The sequence below is a fragment of the Serratia sp. M24T3 genome (genome assembly GCF_000257645.1).
Taxonomy (GTDB): domain Bacteria; phylum Pseudomonadota; class Gammaproteobacteria; order Enterobacterales; family Enterobacteriaceae; genus Rouxiella.
Genome location: NZ_AJHJ01000010.1, coordinates 121,237 through 140,552 on the forward strand (window position 1 = coordinate 121,237; position 19,316 = coordinate 140,552).

Annotated in this window: 19 protein-coding genes; 12 read left to right on the forward strand and 7 right to left on the reverse strand. The window is 50.9% G+C overall.

All coding sequences use genetic code 11. From position 1 onward, the window contains the following. Nucleotides 1-16: 16 nt before the first annotated feature. The 5 genes from rpsO (at nucleotide 17) to SPM24T3_RS10835 (ending at nucleotide 5,897) form a co-directional block, all read left to right on the forward strand. Nucleotides 17-286 carry a 30S ribosomal protein S15 gene (gene rpsO / locus SPM24T3_RS10820; protein ID WP_009636790.1) on the forward strand — a complete coding sequence of 90 codons (270 nt, stop codon included), beginning with the start codon at nucleotides 17-19 and terminating at the stop codon, nucleotides 284-286. 346 nt (nucleotides 287-632) lie between these two features. Further along, nucleotides 633-2,750 (forward strand): polyribonucleotide nucleotidyltransferase, encoded by a 2,118-nt coding sequence (pnp, locus tag SPM24T3_RS10825; protein ID WP_009636791.1) that lies wholly within the window; start codon nucleotides 633-635, stop codon nucleotides 2,748-2,750. 130 nt (nucleotides 2,751-2,880) lie between these two features. Next, nucleotides 2,881-3,765, forward strand: a complete 885-nt coding sequence (gene nlpI, locus SPM24T3_RS10830) for a lipoprotein NlpI (protein ID WP_009636792.1) — start codon at nucleotides 2,881-2,883, stop codon at nucleotides 3,763-3,765. 121 nt (nucleotides 3,766-3,886) lie between these two features. Beyond that, complete coding sequence (yrbN, locus tag SPM24T3_RS26145; RefSeq protein WP_223499600.1) at nucleotides 3,887-3,961, forward strand: protein YrbN; 75 nt, start codon at nucleotides 3,887-3,889, stop codon at nucleotides 3,959-3,961. After that, on the forward strand, nucleotides 3,951-5,897 hold the full coding sequence (locus tag SPM24T3_RS10835) for a DEAD/DEAH family ATP-dependent RNA helicase (protein ID WP_009636793.1): 1,947 nt from the start codon (nucleotides 3,951-3,953) through the stop codon (nucleotides 5,895-5,897). The genes yrbN and SPM24T3_RS10835 overlap by 11 nt, the downstream gene beginning before the upstream one ends. An 86-nt stretch (nucleotides 5,898-5,983) precedes the next feature. Here SPM24T3_RS10835 and SPM24T3_RS10840 read toward each other — a convergent pair whose 3' ends face one another. Continuing rightward, entirely contained in the window at nucleotides 5,984-7,021 is a 1,038-nt protein-coding gene (locus SPM24T3_RS10840; protein ID WP_009636794.1) for a luciferase-like monooxygenase, read from the reverse strand. 221 nt (nucleotides 7,022-7,242) lie between these two features. Here SPM24T3_RS10840 and SPM24T3_RS10845 point away from each other — a divergent pair, with 221 nt between their 5' ends. The 3 genes from SPM24T3_RS10845 to SPM24T3_RS10855 are packed head-to-tail and all read left to right on the forward strand — an operon-like array spanning nucleotide 7,243 to nucleotide 10,546. Beyond that, entirely contained in the window at nucleotides 7,243-8,220 is a 978-nt protein-coding gene (locus SPM24T3_RS10845) for an HlyD family secretion protein (RefSeq protein ID WP_009636795.1), read from the forward strand. Further along, a complete protein-coding gene (locus SPM24T3_RS10850; RefSeq protein ID WP_009636796.1) occupies nucleotides 8,220-9,380 on the forward strand; it encodes an ABC transporter permease in 1,161 nt (386 codons plus the stop codon). The genes SPM24T3_RS10845 and SPM24T3_RS10850 overlap by 1 nt, the downstream gene beginning before the upstream one ends. After that, the gene (locus SPM24T3_RS10855; protein ID WP_009636797.1) at nucleotides 9,377-10,546 is read left to right on the forward strand and encodes an ABC transporter permease; all 1,170 of its coding nucleotides are present in this window, start codon (nucleotides 9,377-9,379) and stop codon (nucleotides 10,544-10,546) included. The genes SPM24T3_RS10850 and SPM24T3_RS10855 overlap by 4 nt, the downstream gene beginning before the upstream one ends. Before the next feature lie 31 nt (nucleotides 10,547-10,577). Here SPM24T3_RS10855 and SPM24T3_RS10860 read toward each other — a convergent pair whose 3' ends face one another. Together SPM24T3_RS10860 and SPM24T3_RS10865 are read right to left on the reverse strand one after the other, a co-directional pair. Beyond that, nucleotides 10,578-11,456 (reverse strand): U32 family peptidase, encoded by an 879-nt coding sequence (locus SPM24T3_RS10860; RefSeq protein ID WP_009636798.1) that lies wholly within the window; start codon nucleotides 11,454-11,456, stop codon nucleotides 10,578-10,580. A 13-nt stretch (nucleotides 11,457-11,469) separates the two neighbouring features. Next, nucleotides 11,470-12,465 (reverse strand): peptidase U32 family protein, encoded by a 996-nt coding sequence (locus SPM24T3_RS10865; RefSeq protein ID WP_009636799.1) that lies wholly within the window; start codon nucleotides 12,463-12,465, stop codon nucleotides 11,470-11,472. Nucleotides 12,466-12,731: 266 nt separating this feature from the next. Between SPM24T3_RS10865 and SPM24T3_RS10870 the strand changes: the two genes are divergently transcribed. The 3 genes from SPM24T3_RS10870 (at nucleotide 12,732) to SPM24T3_RS10880 (ending at nucleotide 15,558) form a co-directional block, all read left to right on the forward strand. Then, the gene (locus tag SPM24T3_RS10870; protein WP_009636800.1) at nucleotides 12,732-13,298 is read left to right on the forward strand and encodes an SCP2 domain-containing protein; all 567 of its coding nucleotides are present in this window, start codon (nucleotides 12,732-12,734) and stop codon (nucleotides 13,296-13,298) included. Continuing rightward, nucleotides 13,292-13,795 carry a GNAT family N-acetyltransferase gene (locus tag SPM24T3_RS10875; protein ID WP_009636801.1) on the forward strand — a complete coding sequence of 168 codons (504 nt, stop codon included), beginning with the start codon at nucleotides 13,292-13,294 and terminating at the stop codon, nucleotides 13,793-13,795. Before SPM24T3_RS10870 ends, SPM24T3_RS10875 begins: the two co-directional genes overlap by 7 nt. Before the next feature lie 404 nt (nucleotides 13,796-14,199). After that, nucleotides 14,200-15,558, forward strand: coding sequence for a carbohydrate porin (locus SPM24T3_RS10880; RefSeq protein WP_009636802.1), 1,359 nt, complete (start codon nucleotides 14,200-14,202; stop codon nucleotides 15,556-15,558). Between the two features lie 83 nt (nucleotides 15,559-15,641). Here the strand turns inward: SPM24T3_RS10880 and SPM24T3_RS10885 are convergent, their stop codons facing one another. After that, nucleotides 15,642-15,896, reverse strand: coding sequence for a GIY-YIG nuclease family protein (locus SPM24T3_RS10885; RefSeq protein ID WP_009636803.1), 255 nt, complete (start codon nucleotides 15,894-15,896; stop codon nucleotides 15,642-15,644). A 212-nt stretch (nucleotides 15,897-16,108) separates the two neighbouring features. Here SPM24T3_RS10885 and SPM24T3_RS10890 point away from each other — a divergent pair, with 212 nt between their 5' ends. Beyond that, a complete protein-coding gene (locus SPM24T3_RS10890; RefSeq protein ID WP_009636804.1) occupies nucleotides 16,109-16,546 on the forward strand; it encodes a YhbP family protein in 438 nt (145 codons plus the stop codon). 328 nt (nucleotides 16,547-16,874) lie between these two features. Here the strand turns inward: SPM24T3_RS10890 and phnN are convergent, their stop codons facing one another. From phnN to phnL, 3 genes are read right to left on the reverse strand one after another with little or no spacing between them, the layout of a single operon-like run. Further along, nucleotides 16,875-17,468, reverse strand: coding sequence for a ribose 1,5-bisphosphokinase (gene phnN, locus SPM24T3_RS10895; RefSeq protein ID WP_009636805.1), 594 nt, complete (start codon nucleotides 17,466-17,468; stop codon nucleotides 16,875-16,877). Continuing rightward, nucleotides 17,468-18,604, reverse strand: coding sequence for an alpha-D-ribose 1-methylphosphonate 5-triphosphate diphosphatase (gene phnM / locus SPM24T3_RS10900; RefSeq protein ID WP_009636806.1), 1,137 nt, complete (start codon nucleotides 18,602-18,604; stop codon nucleotides 17,468-17,470). The genes phnN and phnM overlap by 1 nt, the downstream gene beginning before the upstream one ends. Beyond that, nucleotides 18,601-19,311 carry a phosphonate C-P lyase system protein PhnL gene (gene phnL, locus SPM24T3_RS10905; RefSeq protein WP_009636807.1) on the reverse strand — a complete coding sequence of 237 codons (711 nt, stop codon included), beginning with the start codon at nucleotides 19,309-19,311 and terminating at the stop codon, nucleotides 18,601-18,603. The genes phnM and phnL overlap by 4 nt, the downstream gene beginning before the upstream one ends. Nucleotides 19,312-19,316 lie beyond the last annotated feature (5 nt).

Genomic DNA, 19,316 nt, shown 5'->3' on the forward strand with positions numbered 1-19,316 from the left:
TATTTTGGAGTTCATTATGTCTCTAAGCGTTGAAGCTAAAGCTCAAATCGTTGCAGACTTCGGTCGTGGTACTAACGACAGCGGTTCTACCGAAGTTCAGGTTGCTCTGTTGACTGCTCAGATTAACCATCTGCAAGGTCACTTCTCCGAGCACAAAAAAGATCACCACAGCCGTCGTGGTCTGCTGCGTATGGTTTCTCAGCGTCGTAAGCTGCTGGATTACCTGAAGCGTAAAGACGTAGCACGTTACACCAGCGTTATCGAACGTCTTGGTCTGCGTCGCTAAGTTAGCGAGTTTCAGTGTAAAGGGGCCAAGTTGGCCCCTTTATTCTAGGAGGCGACGGTAAATTGCAAAGTTGTCATTACTGTTGTTTCTACGCTACTTTTTTATAAATGAAGTTTTATAAACGAAGTGTTATAAATTACGTCTTATAAAAAAGTAGAGTTTTAAAAACAAAGTGTTCGATAGCGAGATCTTCCGTTACAGAGGTTCGCGCGGCTAATGAGAGACTTTAATCCCAATGGGCGGGTTAAGGATTGTCATTAGTCGCGAGGATGTAGTGTGAAGTTCAGAATATAATGACGTGAACTGCTGTCATAACAGCTGCGCGTCACCAGAAAAGGATATTACATTGCTTAAAGCGACAGTTCGTAAGTTCCAATACGGTCAACATACCGTGACCATCGAAACCGGTATGATGGCTCGTCAGGCCACTGCTGCTGTTATGGTTAGCATGGATGACACCGCGGTATTCGTTACCGTGGTTGGCCAGAAAAAAGCTAAACCAGGCCAGAGTTTCTTCCCTCTGACTGTAAACTACCAGGAGCGTACATACGCTGCCGGTAAAATTCCGGGCAGTTTCTTCCGTCGTGAAGCACGCCCAAGCGAAGGCGAGACTCTGACTTCTCGTTTGATCGACCGTCCAATCCGTCCACTGTTCCCAGACAGCTTCCTGAATGAAGTTCAGGTTATTGCCACTGTAGTTTCCCTGAACCCGCAGGTTAACCCAGATATCGTTGCGATGATTGGTGCGTCTGCGGCATTGAGCCTGTCTGGTATTCCATTCAATGGCCCAATCGGTGCTGCACGCGTGGGTTATATCAATAACCAATACGTTCTGAACCCAACCGCTGACGAACTGCTGGAAAGCAAACTGGACCTGGTCGTTGCCGGTACTCAGGGCGCTGTTCTGATGGTTGAGTCCGAAGCTGAAGTGCTGAGCGAAGAGCAAATGCTCGGCGCAGTCGTATTCGGTCACGATCAACAACAAATCGTTATCAATGAAATCAACTCACTGGTTGCAGAAGTTGGCAAACCTAAGTGGGATTGGCAGCCAGAAGTTGTTAATGCCGAGCTGCACGCTCGCATTGCTGCTAAATCTGAAGCGCTGCTGGGCGACGCTTACCGTATCACCGACAAGCAAGAGCGTTACGCTCGCGTTAACGTGATCAAAGACGAAGTGACTGCCTCCCTGCTGTCTGAAGACGAAACGCTGGACGCTGGCGAAATCTCCGATCTGCTGGGCGCAATCGAGAAAAACGTTGTGCGTAGCCGTGTTCTGAGTGGCGCACCGCGTATCGATGGCCGTGAAAAAGACATGATCCGTGGTCTGGACGTTCGTACTGGCGTGTTGCCACGTACTCACGGTTCATCACTGTTCACCCGTGGTGAAACTCAGGCTCTGGTTACTGCAACTCTGGGTACTACCCGTGATGCACAGAACCTTGACGAACTGATGGGTGCCAAAACTGACACCTTCCTGTTCCACTACAACTTCCCTCCATACTCTGTTGGTGAAACCGGCATGGTAGGTTCACCGAAGCGTCGCGAAATCGGTCATGGCCGTTTGGCGAAACGTGGTGTGCTGGCAGTAATGCCTAAATTCGAAGATTTCCCGTACACCGTGCGTGTAGTGTCTGAAATCACCGAATCTAACGGTTCATCTTCAATGGCTTCTGTTTGTGGCGCATCACTGGCCCTGATGGATGCAGGTGTGCCGATTAAAGCCGCCGTTGCGGGTATCGCGATGGGTCTGGTTAAAGAAGGCGAAAACTTTGTTGTTCTGTCTGACATTCTGGGTGACGAAGACCACCTGGGTGATATGGACTTCAAAGTAGCAGGCAGCAGCGAAGGTATCACTGCTCTGCAAATGGATATTAAAATCGAGGGTATCACCCGCGAAATCATGCAGGCTGCCCTGAGCCAGGCCAAAGGTGCACGTTTGCACATTTTGGGCGTGATGAACCAGGCAATCAGCGAATCTCGCGGCGATATCTCTCAGTTTGCTCCACGTATTCACACCATCAAAATCAACGCTGACAAAATCAAAGACGTCATCGGTAAAGGTGGTTCTGTAATCCGTGCGCTGACCGAAGAAACCGGCACTACCATCGAAATCGAAGATGACGGCACCGTGAAAATCTCTGCAACCGATAACGAGAAAGCGAAACACGCTATCCGTCGTATCGAAGAGATCACTGCTGAAATCGAAGTTGGCCGCATCTATCAGGGTAAAGTTACCCGTATCGTTGACTTTGGCGCATTCGTTGCCATCGGTGGCGGTAAAGAAGGTCTGGTTCACATTTCTCAAATCGCTGACAAACGCGTAGAGAAAGTAACTGACTATCTGACCATGGGCCAGGAAGTACCGGTTAAGGTTCTGGAAGTTGATCGTCAGGGCCGTGTGCGCTTGAGTATTAAAGAAGCGACCACGCCATCTGAAGATTCAGCTGAGCCAGCAGCAGAGTAATCTGTAACCTGTAGTTTACAGTCTCCCGGTATTTCTGCCGGGGGCTGTTCGTATCATGAGTGCAGGAAGCACTTATGCTAAGCAAGCGGATAACAGGAAGTTTGTCCAATGTTTGTCTTCGGGAGTTGAAATGAAGCCTTTCTTGCGCTGTTGTTATGTTGCGACAACACTTTTGTTGGCAGGATGCAGCAACCATGACTGGCGCAAAAACGAGGTGCTGGCGATCCCGCTGCAGCCAACTTTGCAGCAGGAAGTTATCCTGGCTCGAATGGAACAAATACTTGCCAGCCGTTCATTAACAGATGATGAGCGCGCACAGCTATTATATGAGCGCGGTGTGCTGTATGATAGTCTTGGGCTAAGAGCACTGGCGCGAAATGATTTTTCACAAGCGCTGTCTATTCGTCCTGATATGCCAGAAGTTTTTAACTACCTGGGGATTTACCTAACGCAGGCCGGCAACTACGATGCCGCCTATGAAGCGTTTGATTCTGTACTAGAGCTTGATCCAACTTACAATTACGCGCGTTTAAATCGCGGTATCGCCCTGTATTACGGTGGCAGATATCCGCTAGCGCAGGATGATTTGCAGGCGTTTTATCGAGACGATCCAAATGATCCCTTCCGTTCGTTATGGCTATATCTTGTGGAAAGAGAAATCAATCCCAAGAATGCCGAAGTAGCGCTCCAGCAGCGTTATGACAAAGCGGACAGAGGGCAATGGGGATGGAATATCGTCGAATTCTACCTTGGCAAAATCAGCGAATCCACGCTGATGGACCGCCTGAAGGCAGAAGCAACGGATAACACTTCGCTCGCTGAGCATCTCAGTGAAACTGACTTCTATTTAGGTAAGCATTACCTAAGTCTGGGGGACAAGGACAGCGCTTCTGCTCTGTTCAAACTGACGGTAGCTAACAATGTCCACAACTTTGTTGAGCACCGCTATGCATTGTTGGAATTGGCGCTATTGGGCCAAGAGCAAGACGACCTATCAGAATCGGACCAGCAATAGCTGACGACACTAATCAGCCTGATTAACCATGGCCTATGCCATTTTTAATCGCCTTAACGGGCGAGGGTTGCTTTGTTCGTTTTATAAACTAATTTGAGCCGGTTCACACTTTTCAATGAAAATGACTGAAAATTTTCTCGACGAGTTATGTAGACTGGCTGCCATTATTAATGAGGCACGTGTACATGACTACTGAGCTTGAAACCTCTTTTGCTGACCTGGGGCTGTCTGCTCCGATCATTTCTGCCCTTACCGATCTGGGTTACGAAAAACCATCACCGATCCAGGCTGAGTGTATTCCTCACCTGTTGAGCGGCCGTGACGTTCTGGGTATGGCTCAGACCGGTAGCGGTAAAACTGCAGCATTCTCGCTGCCACTGTTGCACAACATTGATGCTTCTTTGAAAGCACCACAAATTCTTGTTTTGGCACCAACCCGCGAACTGGCGGTTCAGGTTGCTGAAGCGATGACCGATTTCTCTAAACACATGCACGGCGTGAACGTTGTTGCACTGTACGGCGGCCAACGTTATGACGTGCAGCTGCGCGCTCTGCGTCAGGGTCCACAGGTCGTTGTGGGTACTCCTGGTCGTCTGCTTGACCACCTGAAACGTGGCACTCTGAACCTCTCTAACCTGAGCGGCCTGGTGCTCGACGAAGCCGATGAAATGCTGCGTATGGGCTTCATCGAAGACGTAGAAACTATCATGGCGCAGATCCCGGCTGAACATCAGACCGCGCTGTTCTCTGCAACCATGCCAGAAGCGATTCGTCGTATTACTCGTCGCTTCATGAAAGATCCACAGGAAGTTCGCATCCAGTCGAGCATCACTACTCGCCCTGACATCAGCCAGAGTTACTGGACTGTGCACGGTATGCGTAAGAACGAAGCACTGGTTCGATTCCTGGAAGCAGAAGATTTTGACGCAGCTATCATCTTTGTTCGCACCAAAAACGCAACTCTGGAAGTAGCTGAAGCGCTGGAGCGTAGTGGTTATAGCTCTGCAGCACTGAACGGCGACATGAACCAGGCTCTGCGTGAGCAGACTCTGGAACGTCTGAAAGATGGCCGTCTGGATATTCTGATTGCAACCGACGTGGCAGCACGTGGTCTGGACGTTGAACGTATCAGCCTGGTTGTTAACTACGATATCCCAATGGATTCAGAATCTTACGTTCACCGTATCGGCCGTACCGGTCGTGCAGGCCGTGCTGGTCGCGCTTTGCTGTTCGTAGAGAACCGCGAACGTCGCCTGCTGCGCAACGTAGAACGCACCATGAAGCTGACTATTCCAGAAGTGGAATTGCCAACTGCAGAAGTGCTGGGTCAACGCCGTCTGGCCAAGTTTGCCGCTAAAGTTCAGCAGCAGCTTGAAAGCAGCGATTTGGATCAGTACCGTGCGCTGTTGGCTCAACTGCAACCTGCAGAAGAGTTGGATGTTGAGACTCTGGCCGCAGCACTGCTGAAAATGGCTCAGGGCGAACGTCCTCTGATTGTTGCCGCTGACCCAATCTTCAAAAGCCGTCCACCGCGTCGCGAATTTGAAGATCGTGCTGACCGTGGTGATCGCTCGGCTCGTGGTGACCGTCCTGCTCGCGGCGACCGTCCGGCACGTGATGGCGATCGTCCTGCGCGTGATGGCGCTCCACGTCGTGAACGTCGTGACGCTGGCGAAATGGAACTTTACCGCATTGAAGTTGGCCGTGATGATGGTGTTGAAGTTCGTCACATCGTTGGCGCTATCGCTAACGAAGGCGATATCAGCAGCCGTTACATCGGTAACATCAAGCTGTTCGGTACCCACTCAACTATCGAGCTGCCTAAAGGTATGCCGGGCGAAATTCTGTCTCATTTCACCCGTACCCGTATCCTGAACAAGCCGATGAACATGCAGTTGATGGGCGATGCAGTACCACAGTCCGATCGTCGTGAGCGTCCAGCCGGTGCTGGCGGTGAGCGTCGCGGTAACGGTGCTCCGCGTTCTTTCAGCGGTGATCGTCGTGAAGGTGGAGCAGGTGCTGGCGCAGGCCGTGGCCGTCCATTTAACGGTGAGCGTCGTGAAGGCGGTAACTCGGCAGCGGGCGATCGTCGTCCACCAAGCCGTACCCCACGTCGCACTACCGACGCATAATCTATCTGGCCGCGAGGCGTGTGATAGATGAGCAATAAAAAACCAGCCCTCGGGCTGGTTTTTTTATACGCTGAAAACGGCAACGTTTAATCGATGCGTGCCGGTTTTACTATTTCACCCTGCAGCTGTGAAACAATTTCGAACGAGTGCAAACGCGCTGTGTGATCAAAAATCTGTCCGTTAATCATCAGCTCGTCGGCGTCAGTTTCACGCAGGATTGCCTGCAGGCCCTGACGAATAGTTTCTTTATTACCCACTACCGACAGGCGAAGAGCCTGATCGACGCCAAAACGTTCCTGCGGCGCCCACAGGCTTTCAATATTGTCGACCGGAGCCGGCAGCTTGCCCGGTTTACCACGACGCAGATTGATAAACTGTTGCTGGTTGGAGGTAAACATCCGGCGTGCTTCTTCGTCAGTATCGGCAGCAATGGCGTTGATACATACCATCGCATGCGGTTTTTGCAATTGAGCGGAAGGCTTGAACTTGCTGCGATAAATCGCTAACGCCTGATAGAGCATGTCAGGGGCAAAGTGTGAAGCGAAGGCAAAAGGCAGGCCCAGCGCGGCGGCCAGTTGAGCACTGTAAAGGCTTGAACCCAGTAACCAGATTGGCACGTGAAGCCCCTGACCAGGCACGGCTTGCACCGGTTGTTCGGGCTTAACGTCGTCGAAATAATATTGCAGCTCCTGCACGTCCTGCGGGAAGTTATCAATCTCCCCCGACATATTCCGGCGCAAAGCAATCATTGTGCGTTGATCGGTACCCGGCGCGCGACCCAAACCGAGATCAATACGGTCAGGATAAAGCGTAGCCAGCGTGCCGAACTGCTCGGCGATCACCAGAGGAGAATGGTTTGGCAGCATCACACCGCCTGATCCAATGCGAATACTTTTGGTACCGGCGGCAATAAAGCCAATCAGCACTGAGGTTGCCGCACTGGCAATACCGGTCATGTTATGGTGCTCGGCTAGCCAGTAACGCTGATAGCCCCATTTTTCGGCATGTTGTGCCAGCTCGAGAGAGCACTGGAAAGCGTTTGCCGGGGACTTGCCCTGAGGGACCGGGGCGAGATCGAGCACAGAGAAAGGTACAGCAATGCTATTAGCGTTCGCTTCAGACATATTTTTATTCACCTTGTAATCTCTGACGAAAGTTAAATCTTTGCCAGCTAATGATAAAAATCAGTATTAATCATTTGTTGCCGCCTGAATACGCTATTTGAGCGGTAGATCGTTCTAAATGGGCGAATTCTGTAGTAACCATGCACAATTCAATGCCTTATCGACTACTATATTATGTGCTAAAAATAGACACATTAAATAGGTTAAAAGGTAAGAGAAAGATGAATAAAAGAGTCCTGCTCACGTTACTTTTGGTCGCTGTTTTTATCTCTCTTGCCGTATTGTTTCGCGCCAGTAATCAGTCTTTATTATTGCAGGGTGAGGTCGATGCCCCTGAGGTGATCGTCGCGTCGAAAGCCAAAGGCAGAATTATAGAGCGTCACGTGCAGCGCGGGGATGATGTTAAAACCGGGCAGTTGCTGATTACTCTCGACAGCCCCGAGCTGATGGCCCAGTTGCGATCCCTGCAGGCCTCGCGCGATCAGGCCAAGGCTCAGTTGGATCTCTCGTTGAACGGAACGCGTGAGGAGAGCATTCGTAATCTGAAAGCTACGCTGGCACAGTCGCAGGCGGCGTATGTAAACGCCCGTGATCTGTATAATCGAAATGCGAGTATTGCCGCTAAAGGCTATATTTCAGCTTCTGATCTGGAAGACTCGCGTGAATCTCGCGACAGTGCCTTCCAACAGGTCCAGGTCGCCAAAGCAAATCTTGATGAAGGGCTTAACGGCGACCGTATTGAGCAGCGCGATGTCTATGCCGCCGAGCTGCGCGCCGCTGAAGAAAATCTGCTGGAACTGAAAGCGCAAACCGACGATCTGCAAGTCAAGGCACCGGTTGACGGAGAAGTGGGGCCAATTCCAACCGAAGTCGGCGAACTAGAAAGCGCAGATAGCCCGCTCTTGACTCTGGTGCAGCTGCCGCTTGCCTATTTTGTCTTTAATATGCGTGAAGATATCGTGGCTGGCATCCGTAAGGGGGACAAAATTACCCTGCGAGTGCCGGGTATTGGCAACAAAGAGGTGCAGGCCGAAATCCGCTACATTGCGCCCCTCGGAGACTACGCGACTAAACGGGCAACTCGTGCGACCGGTGATTTCGATTTAAAAACTTTTGAGGTCAGGCTCTATCCATTGCAGCCCGTTGCAGGGTTACGGCAGGGCATGAGTGCGCTGTGGCAGTGGAAAGCGAGCCACTAATGGCCCACGCAACTCATCGAGCCAAAGCCGCATGGCGCTGTTTCAGTCGTTCATTCAACCGTGAGGCTAACCACGCATTTCGACAGCCGGTGATCCACTGGTTGTGCTGGTGTTTCCCGCTGATCCTGTTTGCGCTGATAGCCAGCAACTTCTCCGAAGGTACGCTGCTGGATTTGCCGGTTTCAGTGGTCGATAACGACCACAGTAAACTCTCCAAAGAACTGACCCGTAAGCTGGATGCTGGTTCGCACGCTCACGTTGAAGCCTACGCCGGAGGTTTACCAGAAGCCGAGCATCGCCTGCGCACTGCTCAAGACTACGCGTTGCTCTACATTCCCCCACGTTTCGAGGCCGATGTGCTGGCCGGTCGTCAGCCAAGTGTCGTGCTGTATTACAATGCTTTGTTTTATGGCGCGGGCCTCTATTCGACGCAGGATTTCAGCGGACTGATAACCGAACTGAACACCAGCTATCGCAGCATCATCGCCGCCGAGATTGGTAAAACCGTGCCGTCTATGGCCAGCGTCGATCTCTCATATGGCAGTTTGTTTAACGCCAGCGGTAGCTACATTTACTATCAACAGTTCGCCGCAACCATCCATCTGCTGCAACTTTTTACCGTCACCTGCATGATTTATGTCATGGCTCGCAGCCAGCCGCTAATTGCCGCGCCATCATTTACCTTCGGGCTGCTGGGCAAACTTGCGCCTTATACACTGTGCTTTACGGCATTGTTGATGGTAGAAATTGCCTTACTGGTCGGAGTGTTTGATGCGCGTGTTAGCGGTAATCCGCTGGATATGCTGATCATCGCCTTCTTTTACGTTATCTCCGCACAAAGCCTCGGATTGCTGCTGTTTACTTTTACCAGCACCACCATTACTGCCTACACGATGATGGCTATCTTCGTTGGCCTGGCGCTGACCTTTTCTGGTATGGCGGTGCCTGAACTGTCGATGCCGTTGCCTGCACGAATCATTTCTGAAATCGAGCCATTAACTCATGCCCTCAACGCCATGTTTGACGTTTTTCTGCGCCAGGTTCCCAGCGGCCAGATTTTAAGCGTCTGCGCTATTTTGCTGGTCTACCCGCTAATTACCGGGCTGTTAGTGCATAAAAAGCTCTATATGCGTTTGAAAAAACAGGAGCCAGGGAAATGACGCGTAGCGAAGGATTTTCTATCTACTGGCATACCTTCACACATACTCTGCACGGAATGCTCGAGAAGCCGATGTGGATGATGCTGCTGGTTTCGCTGTGCCTGATGAGCACTGTTTATGCCAATCGCACGGTATGGGATCTCCCGGTCGCGGTGATTGACCAAGATCACAGCAGTGCCAGCCGTTTACTGACCCGCGATCTTGATGCCACCTCAAAGATCACGACTGTAGCTTACGATAGCATTCCCGCAGCGCGCCGTGATTTAGGTGAGCGCAAGCTGTTTGCCGTGGTGATCATGCCTATCGATCTCGAGAAGAAGATTCTGGCGGGCGAAGATATTGTGATACCCGTTTATGGTGACGCCACCAATCGACTGGCTAACGGGCAGATCCAGCAGGACGTTGTGGCCGCCTATCAAAGTCTGCTGTCGCAATATAATACCCAAACGTTGCTGGCCAGCGGATTCAGTACCCGACAGGCCAACGTGCTACTGCAACCCATGGTTGGCCAGACGCTAGACCTGTTTAATCCGGGGATCAGCTTTGCGGCGATCATTTTCCCCGGGCTGTTGGTGATGCTGTTGCAGCACTCGCTGCTGATCGCCAGCGTCAGGGTCAACATCACCATGAAAAGCGCGCCAGAGGGCAAACCGGCACTACCGGCATTTTTCGGAGCTCTGTCGGCATTAGTACCCATTTGGCTATTTCTGTCGATCGTGCTGTTCGTCTTGTGGCCGTGGGTGCTGGGATATCGGCAAACTGCCAGCATCCCAGAAATTATCGCGCTGACTTTTCCATTTGTACTGGCAGTACTCGGGGTAGGCAAGTTTGTGACTGAATGCCTGCGCTCGGTTGAAATGATCTACCTGACGCTGTCATTTATTACCATGCCGGTATTTTATCTTTCCGGCACCATTTGGCCGCTGCAGGCCCAGCCCGGCTGGGTGCGCGTGGTGTCATCATTACTGCCTTCGACATGGGCGACCAAGGCAATAGCGGGGGTCAATCAGATGGGGTTACCGTTTAGCGAAGTTGGTGGCGATGTCATTGTGCTGCTGTTGCTGTGCATTGGATACACGCTGGCGGGGATCGGTCTGGGTATCCTGCGTGACAGCGGTAAATTACATTCGCTACTGCATCGTAAAAAACCGCTGAAAAATGATTAACGTTACACCGGCTTAAAGCGGACAGTCGCATCTACTGCGACAGCGACAGCCCGGCAATGTTTTGCCAATAGCCGTTGCAGTCCAGATCCGAAGTCAGCGGCAAAGGATGTAGACCGTGCTCATTGGCGCGAAAATCAGCCAGTACCTCGAGCGTGTTTAATCCCAACGGTGAAAGCCTGACAATATCCACCAGCCCTTGCATCGTCAGCTGATCGTTGCCGAGGTTATAGCAGGATCCACTCTGCGTCTGGATGCCGTTAAGCACAAACACCGACTGATTTTCTTGAGATAATACCTTTCTGCCCAGCGGATAGTTTATGCAGCAGGTCTTACAGTCATCCTTGGCGCTATTTTCAGCGCGAGCAGTAAAGCAGCGCGCCGAGTAGGCCAGCGGCAAATGGCCGTAAGCCAACACTTCAATTTCAAATTTGTCGCGAATGCCGAGTTCCTGACATTGGCTCAACACCTGAGCCAGCCAGTCTCGGGAAAGCTCTACCGGCATACACCAGCGAGTCATCCCTTGTTTGAGCAAAATGTTTAGAGTAACGGCGTTATAACAGTTGAGCGCGTGGCCTGCGACAAACGGCAGCCTGCGTTCTGCCAGCATATTAACGGTGCCAATATCATTGGCCTCAACCAAAAAATCACCGTTTTCGACATAGCGCTTGAGCTCGGTCAGCTCAGAAGGAGCCTGTAACAGCGCCAGTGTTGAAATGACCACCTGCTTGCCACTGCCGTTCAGCTGTTTAGCCAAATTCAACCAGTCAGCGACCTTCATTTCTCGCCGCTTGCTACAGACGTTCTCGCCAAGATAAATAATATCCGCAGCGCTGTTTATTGCTGCCTGATAAAACGCCTCAACTTCAGTTTTTGACCAGTAATAAAGCAGGGCACCTAATGAGTATTTCATGATTTTACCTTAATTACTGCCATTCTCGATGATAGGCACCGAGCGTGGTCTGCGTGCCTTCGGCCAGCGATCCCAGCTCGTTGACCCAGCTTTTTTCTGTGATAAATTTCTGAGGATCACGCTGGCAGCGGTCAATGGCGGCACGCCAAATGCGTGTCACCTGGCTAACATAGGCAGGACTGCGCTGGCGTCCTTCAATTTTCACCGACACCACGTTGGCGGCAAATAACTCAGGCAATAATTCCAGAGTATTCAGACTAGTAGGCTCTTCCAGTGCGTGATAACGCACGCCATCGACCAGATAACGGCCTTTGCACAAAGTGGGATAACCGGCGTTTTCATTCGGCGCGTAGCGGTCAATCAGCACATCGTTAAGCCGCGACTCCATGCCCGAAGAGGTCTGCTGCCAGCGCACAAATCGAGCCGGTGAACAGGCGCCGGCAGTATTTGGCGATTCACCCGTTAGATAGGAAGACAGGTAACAACGCCCCTCGGCCATGATGCACAAACTGCCGAAGGCAAACACCTCAAGCGGCACGCAAGTGCTGCGGGAAAGCTGGCGTACCTGATGCATCGATAGCACGCGCGGCAACACCACGCGGGCAACATCGAAGTTATTTTTATAGAAAGCGATCGCCTGCTGATTAGTGGCCGATGCCTGTACCGAAACGTGGCGCTCAATGTCCGGGTATCGCGCGGCGGCATATTCCAGCATTGCCAGGTCAGCCAGAATCAACGCGTCTGCGCCTTGTTGAGCTGCCATATCCACCGCACGCTCCCAGCGTTGATAACCCGCAGGATGCGCAAAGGTATTAATGGCAACATGAAGCTTTCTATGGCGGCGGTGTGCGTATTCTGCTGCCTCGTGCAGCTTTTTCTCAGTAAAATTGAGACCGGCAAAGTGTCGGGCATTGGTATCATCTTTCAGGCCGATATAGACCGCATCTGCACCGTTATCTATGGCTGCTTTTAGTGCGGGCAAATTTCCCGCCGGGCAAAGTAGCTCCATGGTCTTCTCCTGCTTCACCCGCGATATGCGGCTAAAATCGACCTTCATTTTAGAGAAGCCTTGGTAGCAATATTTTGATTTAAGGCAGCTTATTATCTTTTGAATGAATGTGTCTTTAGGCAGAGGTTGTGTATGGGGTATTTCTGGTGCACTATTTTTACAGGAGAATATTGATGCAGGCCGCGGTGGATAATTTCCTTTATGGCAAAATAGGCTGTATTTAGTCCAATATGTCCACAAGCCAGTCATCTTAAGGAGAAGTGCCAGTGTTGCAAAAATTACGAGCACAGGTGGTGAGTCAGGGGCCGTCATTGTTAAGTGTACCGCTGAGATTTACCCCTTTCGCCCTGAAACGGCAGCTTTTACAGCAGGTGCTTGGCTGGCAATTTCGACAGGCGCTTGCCGACGGCGATCTCGCCTTTTTAGAGGGGCGCTGGCTAGGCATCGAGATAAGCGATCTTTCGCTGCACTGGCTTATGACCGTTGAGAACGGCAAGTTGCGCGTTTGCGAGCAGGGTGAGGCCGACGTAAGCTTTATTGGCAATGCGAATGACCTGTTACTGGTCGCCGCCCGTAAAGAAGATCCTGACACGCTGTTTTTCAAAAGGCGTTTACGTATTGAAGGAGACACTGAATTGGGCCTGAACGTAAAAAATCTGATGGATTCCATTGAGCCTGAAAACATGCCTGTTTTATTGCGAGAGGGGCTTAATCGCCTTGCAGCCTTTATTTATGCAGCAAATAGTGAAACAGCAAATAGTGCAGCTAGACATTGTAAAGCTGACAGACAAGAGGACGGCGAGTCATTCTCTCCGGCAGCCATATCATGTTAATCAGAGTCGAAATACCTGTTGATGCCGCAGGCATTGATAATTTACTGCGCCAGGCTTTTGGCCGCGATGGCGAGGCGGATTTGGTCCAGCGCCTGCGTGAAGATGGCTTGCTTACTCTTGGCGTGGTGGCTACCGATGATGAAGGCGGTGTCGTGGGTTACGCTGCTTTCACCCCGGTCGATGTGCATGGTGAAGATCGTCAGTGGGTCGGGCTGGGGCCACTGGCGGTAGATGAATCATTGCGCCGGCAAGGAATTGGCGAAAAGCTGATTTACGAAGGTCTGGATTCTCTCAATGAATTTGGCTATGCGGCGGTCGTCGTGTTGGGTGATCCAGAATACTACGGGCGCTTCGGTTTCAAGCGTGCTGCATCACACAATTTACATTGTAAATGGCCGGACACTGAGCAGCATTTTCAACTGTATGTTTTAGCTGATAATGCCTTGGAAGGTGCTAGTGGGCTGGTGGAATATCCTCCACATTTTGACCACATTTAAGTCTTAATATCTTTTCCAATAAGCCGACGTTCTTACGTTGGCTTTTTTTTCGCTTAAAAATGCTAATTCAAATGAATAGCTCAAATTGCTAATTAAGATTGGTTAAATAAAGTGCAAATAAATATCGGTCACTTAAGTGATAATTACGTCTTGCCATGTTGTTTTTGCGTTAACAATTAGTGCTCAGTAGGTGAATTATTATCATTTCAGAATTAATTAAGACATATTTAGCACAAAAAGTTTAAACTGGTGTTATTTAAATCAACACCTGTCAATGTTATGTTACATCTTTAATTATATTGTTTTAAATAATCAAATCTAGGTCACAGAATATTACGTGTTGAAGAATAATATAGTTCTTACTGAAGTTTAAACTGAACTTTAAGAATTATAAGGAATCTAAAGTGGCCAATAAATCTCCTCTCCGTTTTAAAAAGTTGTATCTGGCATGTTCTGTTGGACTGCTTTTTAGCTCAGCCCACGTATTGGCCGCCGATGCAGCAGGACCGTTCTCAGAAGACTCCACTTATATGTTGGGAGACTGGGGCGGCACGCGTAGCTCGTTGAAAGATGAAGGTATCGATTTCCAGCTTAACTACACCTCTGAAACGGGCAGCAATTTCTCCGGTGGTTATGACAAGCACACCACTGCGCGTTATTCAGACCAGTGGCAGGCCGGCACCACCCTTGACCTTGATAAATTACTTAACTGGAAAGACACGATCTTCCAGTTCACCGTCACCAACCGTAACGGTAGAAACATTTCCAACGACGCTGTTGGCGATCCACGTAGCGGCACTCTTTCCTCCTCACAGGAAGTCTGGGGCCGTGGTCAAACCACGCGTTTGACACAGTTCTGGATTAGTCAGGGATATTTCAACGATACTCTGAATATCAAAGCCGGCCGTGTGACCGTGGGTGAAGATTTCGACTCACTGAACAGCAACTTCCAGAACCTGGCATTGGGCAGTGGACAGGCGGGTAACTGGCGTGGCGATCGCTGGTACAACTGGCCTGTATCCCAGTGGGGTGGCCGTATCAAGCTGAACTTCACACCAGAAGTTTATGCTCAGGTTGGTATCTATAACCAGAACCCTAAAAACTACAACACTGGCAATGGCTTCCGTCTGGATACCACAGGTACCGTCGGCAACCTGGTTCCGGTTGAATTTGGCTGGAAACCATCACTTGGACCAGAACAGCTTCCAGGTAAATATGCTGTAGGTGCCTACTACAGCTCGACCAAAGGCAACGTTTACAGCAGCGGCTCGATTCAAAATGGTAGTGAAGTTTACGACCGTGATGCGCACGCTTACGGCGGTTACCTGCTGGTTCAACAACAGCTTACTTCAGTTGCCGGTGACAAAAATCGCGGCCTGACACTGACCGTTCAAGGCGTGATGAACGACAAGAAAACTTCAAAAACCGATAACTATCAAGAAGTCGCGGTGACTTATCGCGGTATCTTCGATTCACGTCCTAAAGATGAGCTTGGCTTTGGCGTAGCGCGTATCCACGTGAATAAAGATGTTACCGAGACCCAGCGTGAGCAGAATGCGGCCAACGGCGTTGATAACTACAACAACCCAACTTATTTGCCGATTCAAAGCGGTGCAGAAGTTAACTACGAACTGTACTACGGTATTCAGGTGGCTAATTGGCTGACTATTCGTCCAAACCTGCAATACGTTTCTTCTCCGGGTGCAGTTAGCCAGGTTAAAGATGCGTTTATCGGCGGTGTGATGGTTAACCTGGCTCTGTAATTAGCAGAACACGGTATTAATAGAATCGGGGCGCATTGAGCGCCCCTTTTTTATTCCTCAAATAAGCTGATACTTATAAAAGCCTAAGCCAACCATTCCAAGATATCTTTAGGATAATCTTTAACCAATTTCTCTTTTTGTTTTTTATTGAGCTGTTTGATTTTATATTCGAGTTTTGAAGCCTGAGAGCGGTCGCCTGCCGGGCAGTGAAAGACCAGCGTTAATTCTCCCTTTCCCCGTAAGGATTTTGCCCCCTTGCCACTTTGATGCTGTTGCTGGCGACGTAACACATCGGTGGTGATCCCGGTATACAGCATGCCAGTCGGGGTACGCAGCATATAGAGATGCCACAGAGTAATAATCGGTTCAGAGGAAGAGCAGGCCACAATATTTGAATGACTCTAAGAATAAGATGTGTGCCACAGATTACCCCTGATGCAGCGGCTGTGTGAAGCAAAAGCGCACCTTACGCACCTCCTCAGGCAATCGCAGACTGTAACTTGCTGGGTATCGCGCTAAAATAAAAAGAATTTTTCTCCAGGAGAAAGGTATGAACGATCCCGATGACATAAAGATTATTAGTCGTTATTTGAATAAAAATCATGTGCTTGCTTTATGCGCTCATGCTGAAGGTGATATCTGGAGCGCCAACTGTTTTTATGTGACCGATGTTGAACGTATGTGTCTGTATTTTATGACCGAACTAAAGACCCGCCACGGCGCATTAATGCAAAAGAATCCTCACATTGTGGGTACGATCGCCACTCAGCCCAAGACTGTCGCCCTGATAAAAGGCATTCAGTATCGAGGCAGCGCCACGATTTTAGAAGGTCAGGAAGACAAGTCGGCCCGCACGCTTTACTGCAAACATTTTCCGGTAGCGATCGCAATGAAAGCGCCTATCTGGCAGCTGCAACTCGACGAAATCAAAATGACCGACAACACGCTCGGCTTCGGTAAAAAACTGCTGTGGCAGCGTGATGCATGAGTAAATTGAAGCCGCCAGGTTATTTCATAGCCGTATATGAACACGGGTGAATCTCGGCGGCTTCAGAAGTGTTGTTCATCGCCCAACCTCCGTTAAGCAAGGCGTTGCATCAGCTTGAGAGGGAGTTAAAGCTTTAAGTCGTAGAAGCGCTGGAAATTTAGCGGATTGTATTCAAATTTAAGGGGCCAGAACGAAGTAAAACTCGGCGTTTGTTATGCTAATCTATAATCAAAAACGCCAAATTTTCCCCACTACTTCTTCTCTACAAAAATCTATTCCTGCGACGCCTGCAAACTTCTGGATTGCTGCGATTACGCTGACTTACCCCTTAATTCCTTGGCATGGCGAGAGGATAACCGTCCAGTGGTATCGCGCAGGTTGCTCGTTCGCCCAAAAAACTCAGCAACTCAGTCAGCGTTTCTTGCAAACAGCCGTCGTTATTAAGGCGATGGCAGTTTGCGGGCAAGCTATGCTGATATTCCGAGGCGCGGCGCAGGCGTTGCTGGATTTCCGACGGTGATTCACGTCCGCGAGCCTCAAGCCGCTCGGCCAGAACCTCAGTGGAGACATGAAGGCAGACGGCGAGCAGGCTGCTACCGTAACGCGCCTCGGCTTGGGCAAGATGAGCACGAGATCCGTTAACCACGACAGTAAACCCTTGCTGCATCCAAAGATCTATCTCGATCCCTAGCGCGTAATGGGTTTGATGAGCCTGCCAGTCGAGGGCAAACAGCTGGCGAGATTTGCGCAGCTGGAATTCGTCGAGGCTAAGTGCGACATGATTTTCCGCGCCAGCCTGGGCCGCGCGGGTAATATAACGATGCGCCACCAACAACCCTTGCGGCAGCTTATTGCGCAGTGCATCAAGCAGGCTGTCTTTGCCCGACCCCGACGCGCCCATAACGTAAACCAGCTTTGCCATCAGAATACCTGTATTCCCTGACGCCAGACATTTTGCACATAGTGATGATGCTCGTGCGCCCGTGCCAACACCAGATCTGCACGCTTGCCCTCCGCAATCTCACCGCGATCCTCTAGTCCCAATGCGGCTGCCGGATTACGTGTGACCAGCGCCACCGCCTGCGACAGGCTGAAGGTGTTGCACTCATCATTGGCAATGCGGAATACGGCATCCAGCAAGCTGGCGGGATAATAGTCAGAAGAGAGAATATCAAGCAGACCCAATGATGCCAGCTGTTTTGCTGCGACATTGCCGGAATGCGAGCCGCCGCGCACGATATTTGGTGCACCCATCAACACTTGCAGGCCTTCTGCGTGCGAGGCCCGTGCCGCTTCTTCGGTGGTCGGGAATTCGGCAATCACGCTGCCTAACTCTTTCGATTCGGCGACGTGCGCCGAGGTTGCGTCATCGTGGCTGGCTAAGGCAATGCCCAACTGGCGGCAGTGTGTGGCAATGGCCAGACGATTGGGCTGAGCCCAGCGCAGTGAGTTGGCGATTTGCGCCGCCTGAAACTCTTCCATTTGCTCATCGTTAAGCTGATATTTACCCTGATAGTATTCGCGATATTTCTGCGGGGTCGAAAACTGGCGCTGGCCCGGGGAATGGTCCATCAGCGAAACCAGCGAAACGCCCGGCTTGTGCATCAATTCTTCAAACAGCGGCAGCGTTGACGAGTGCGGCAGCTCGCAGCGCAGATGCAAGCGATGTTCGGCGCGATTAAGACCGGCTTTTTGGCTATTAATGACCGCGTCGATCATTTTCATCAGGTTTTCCAGACGATGGCCGCCGTCGCGAACGTCACCCACCGCAACAGCGTCCAGCACGGTGGTAATACCGCTCGCCACCATCAGCGCATCGTGGCTGCTCATGGCCGAATGTGCAGGCCAGTCAACCTTGGGACGCGGAGTGAAAAACTTATCCAGATTATCGGTATGCAGCTCGACGAAACCGGGCATGAGCCACGAACCTTCAGCGTTCACCGCCTGCGGCAACTGACTGGAGCTATCAGTGAAAGAAGAAATGAGCCCCTCTTTTATCTCGATAGAACCTTTAACTGTTTCATGCGCCAACACTAGATTGACGTTATTGATAATCATGCCAGATTCTCCGCGTTAGCCAATTCCGGGGTCATCACGTGCAGCCGGTCGGCCACGCGCTCACGAACGTCTTCATCATGGAAAATACCCACCACCGCCGCGCCGCGTGCTTTAGCTTTTTCAATCAGTGTCACCACCGCCGCACGATTGGTGGCGTCCAGCGAGGCGGTGGGTTCATCAAGCAGCAACACCGGATAGTCGACAATAAACCCGCGCGCAATGTTTACTCGCTGCTGTTCACCGCCGGAAAAGGTTGAAGGCGCGAGCTGCCACAGGCGCTGCGGCACGTTCAAATGTTGTAAAAGTTCACCCGCGCGCTGCTCGGCTTCTGGCTTGCCAATACCCAATTCGACCAGCGGCTGCATGACAAGATTCAGCGCGCTGATACGCGGGATAACGCGCAGAAACTGACTTACCCAGCCGACACTGTGTCGGCGCACGTCAAGGATTTCGCGAGCCTGGGCGTTGACCATATCGACCCACTGATCCTGATGTTTGACCCAAATGTGGCCGCTGTCCGGCAGATAATTACCGTAAAGTGACCGCAAAAGGGTAGATTTCCCGCTGCCGGAATGGCCGTGCAGCACCACGCATTCCCCTGCGTTTACTTCAAGACTGGCGTTATGAAACACCGGCAGTTTGATCCCCTGCTGGTTGTGTAAAACAAAGGTTTTACTCAGATTTTCGACCCGGAGTCTGGTTGTCATTGGTT

Excerpts from the sequence above, each read along its gene's own strand:
- rpsO (WP_009636790.1), top strand. The coding sequence starts at position 17 with ATGTCTCTAAGCGTTGAAGCTAAAGCTCAAATCGTTGCAGACTTCGGT.
- nlpI (WP_009636792.1), top strand. The coding sequence starts at position 2,881 with ATGAAGCCTTTCTTGCGCTGTTGTTATGTTGCGACAACACTTTTGTTG.
- SPM24T3_RS10835 (WP_009636793.1), top strand. The coding sequence starts at position 3,951 with ATGACTACTGAGCTTGAAACCTCTTTTGCTGACCTGGGGCTGTCTGCT.
- SPM24T3_RS10840 (WP_009636794.1), bottom strand. The coding sequence starts at position 7,021 with ATGTCTGAAGCGAACGCTAATAGCATTGCTGTACCTTTCTCTGTGCTC.
- SPM24T3_RS10845 (WP_009636795.1), top strand. The coding sequence starts at position 7,243 with ATGAATAAAAGAGTCCTGCTCACGTTACTTTTGGTCGCTGTTTTTATC.
- SPM24T3_RS10850 (WP_009636796.1), top strand. The coding sequence starts at position 8,220 with ATGGCCCACGCAACTCATCGAGCCAAAGCCGCATGGCGCTGTTTCAGT.
- SPM24T3_RS10855 (WP_009636797.1), top strand. The coding sequence starts at position 9,377 with ATGACGCGTAGCGAAGGATTTTCTATCTACTGGCATACCTTCACACAT.
- SPM24T3_RS10860 (WP_009636798.1), bottom strand. The coding sequence starts at position 11,456 with ATGAAATACTCATTAGGTGCCCTGCTTTATTACTGGTCAAAAACTGAA.
- SPM24T3_RS10865 (WP_009636799.1), bottom strand. The coding sequence starts at position 12,465 with ATGGAGCTACTTTGCCCGGCGGGAAATTTGCCCGCACTAAAAGCAGCC.
- SPM24T3_RS10875 (WP_009636801.1), top strand. The coding sequence starts at position 13,292 with ATGTTAATCAGAGTCGAAATACCTGTTGATGCCGCAGGCATTGATAAT.
- SPM24T3_RS10885 (WP_009636803.1), bottom strand. The coding sequence starts at position 15,896 with ATGCTGCGTACCCCGACTGGCATGCTGTATACCGGGATCACCACCGAT.
- SPM24T3_RS10890 (WP_009636804.1), top strand. The coding sequence starts at position 16,109 with ATGAACGATCCCGATGACATAAAGATTATTAGTCGTTATTTGAATAAA.
- phnN (WP_009636805.1), bottom strand. The coding sequence starts at position 17,468 with ATGGCAAAGCTGGTTTACGTTATGGGCGCGTCGGGGTCGGGCAAAGAC.
- phnM (WP_009636806.1), bottom strand. The coding sequence starts at position 18,604 with ATGATTATCAATAACGTCAATCTAGTGTTGGCGCATGAAACAGTTAAA.
- phnL (WP_009636807.1), bottom strand. The coding sequence starts at position 19,311 with ATGACAACCAGACTCCGGGTCGAAAATCTGAGTAAAACCTTTGTTTTA.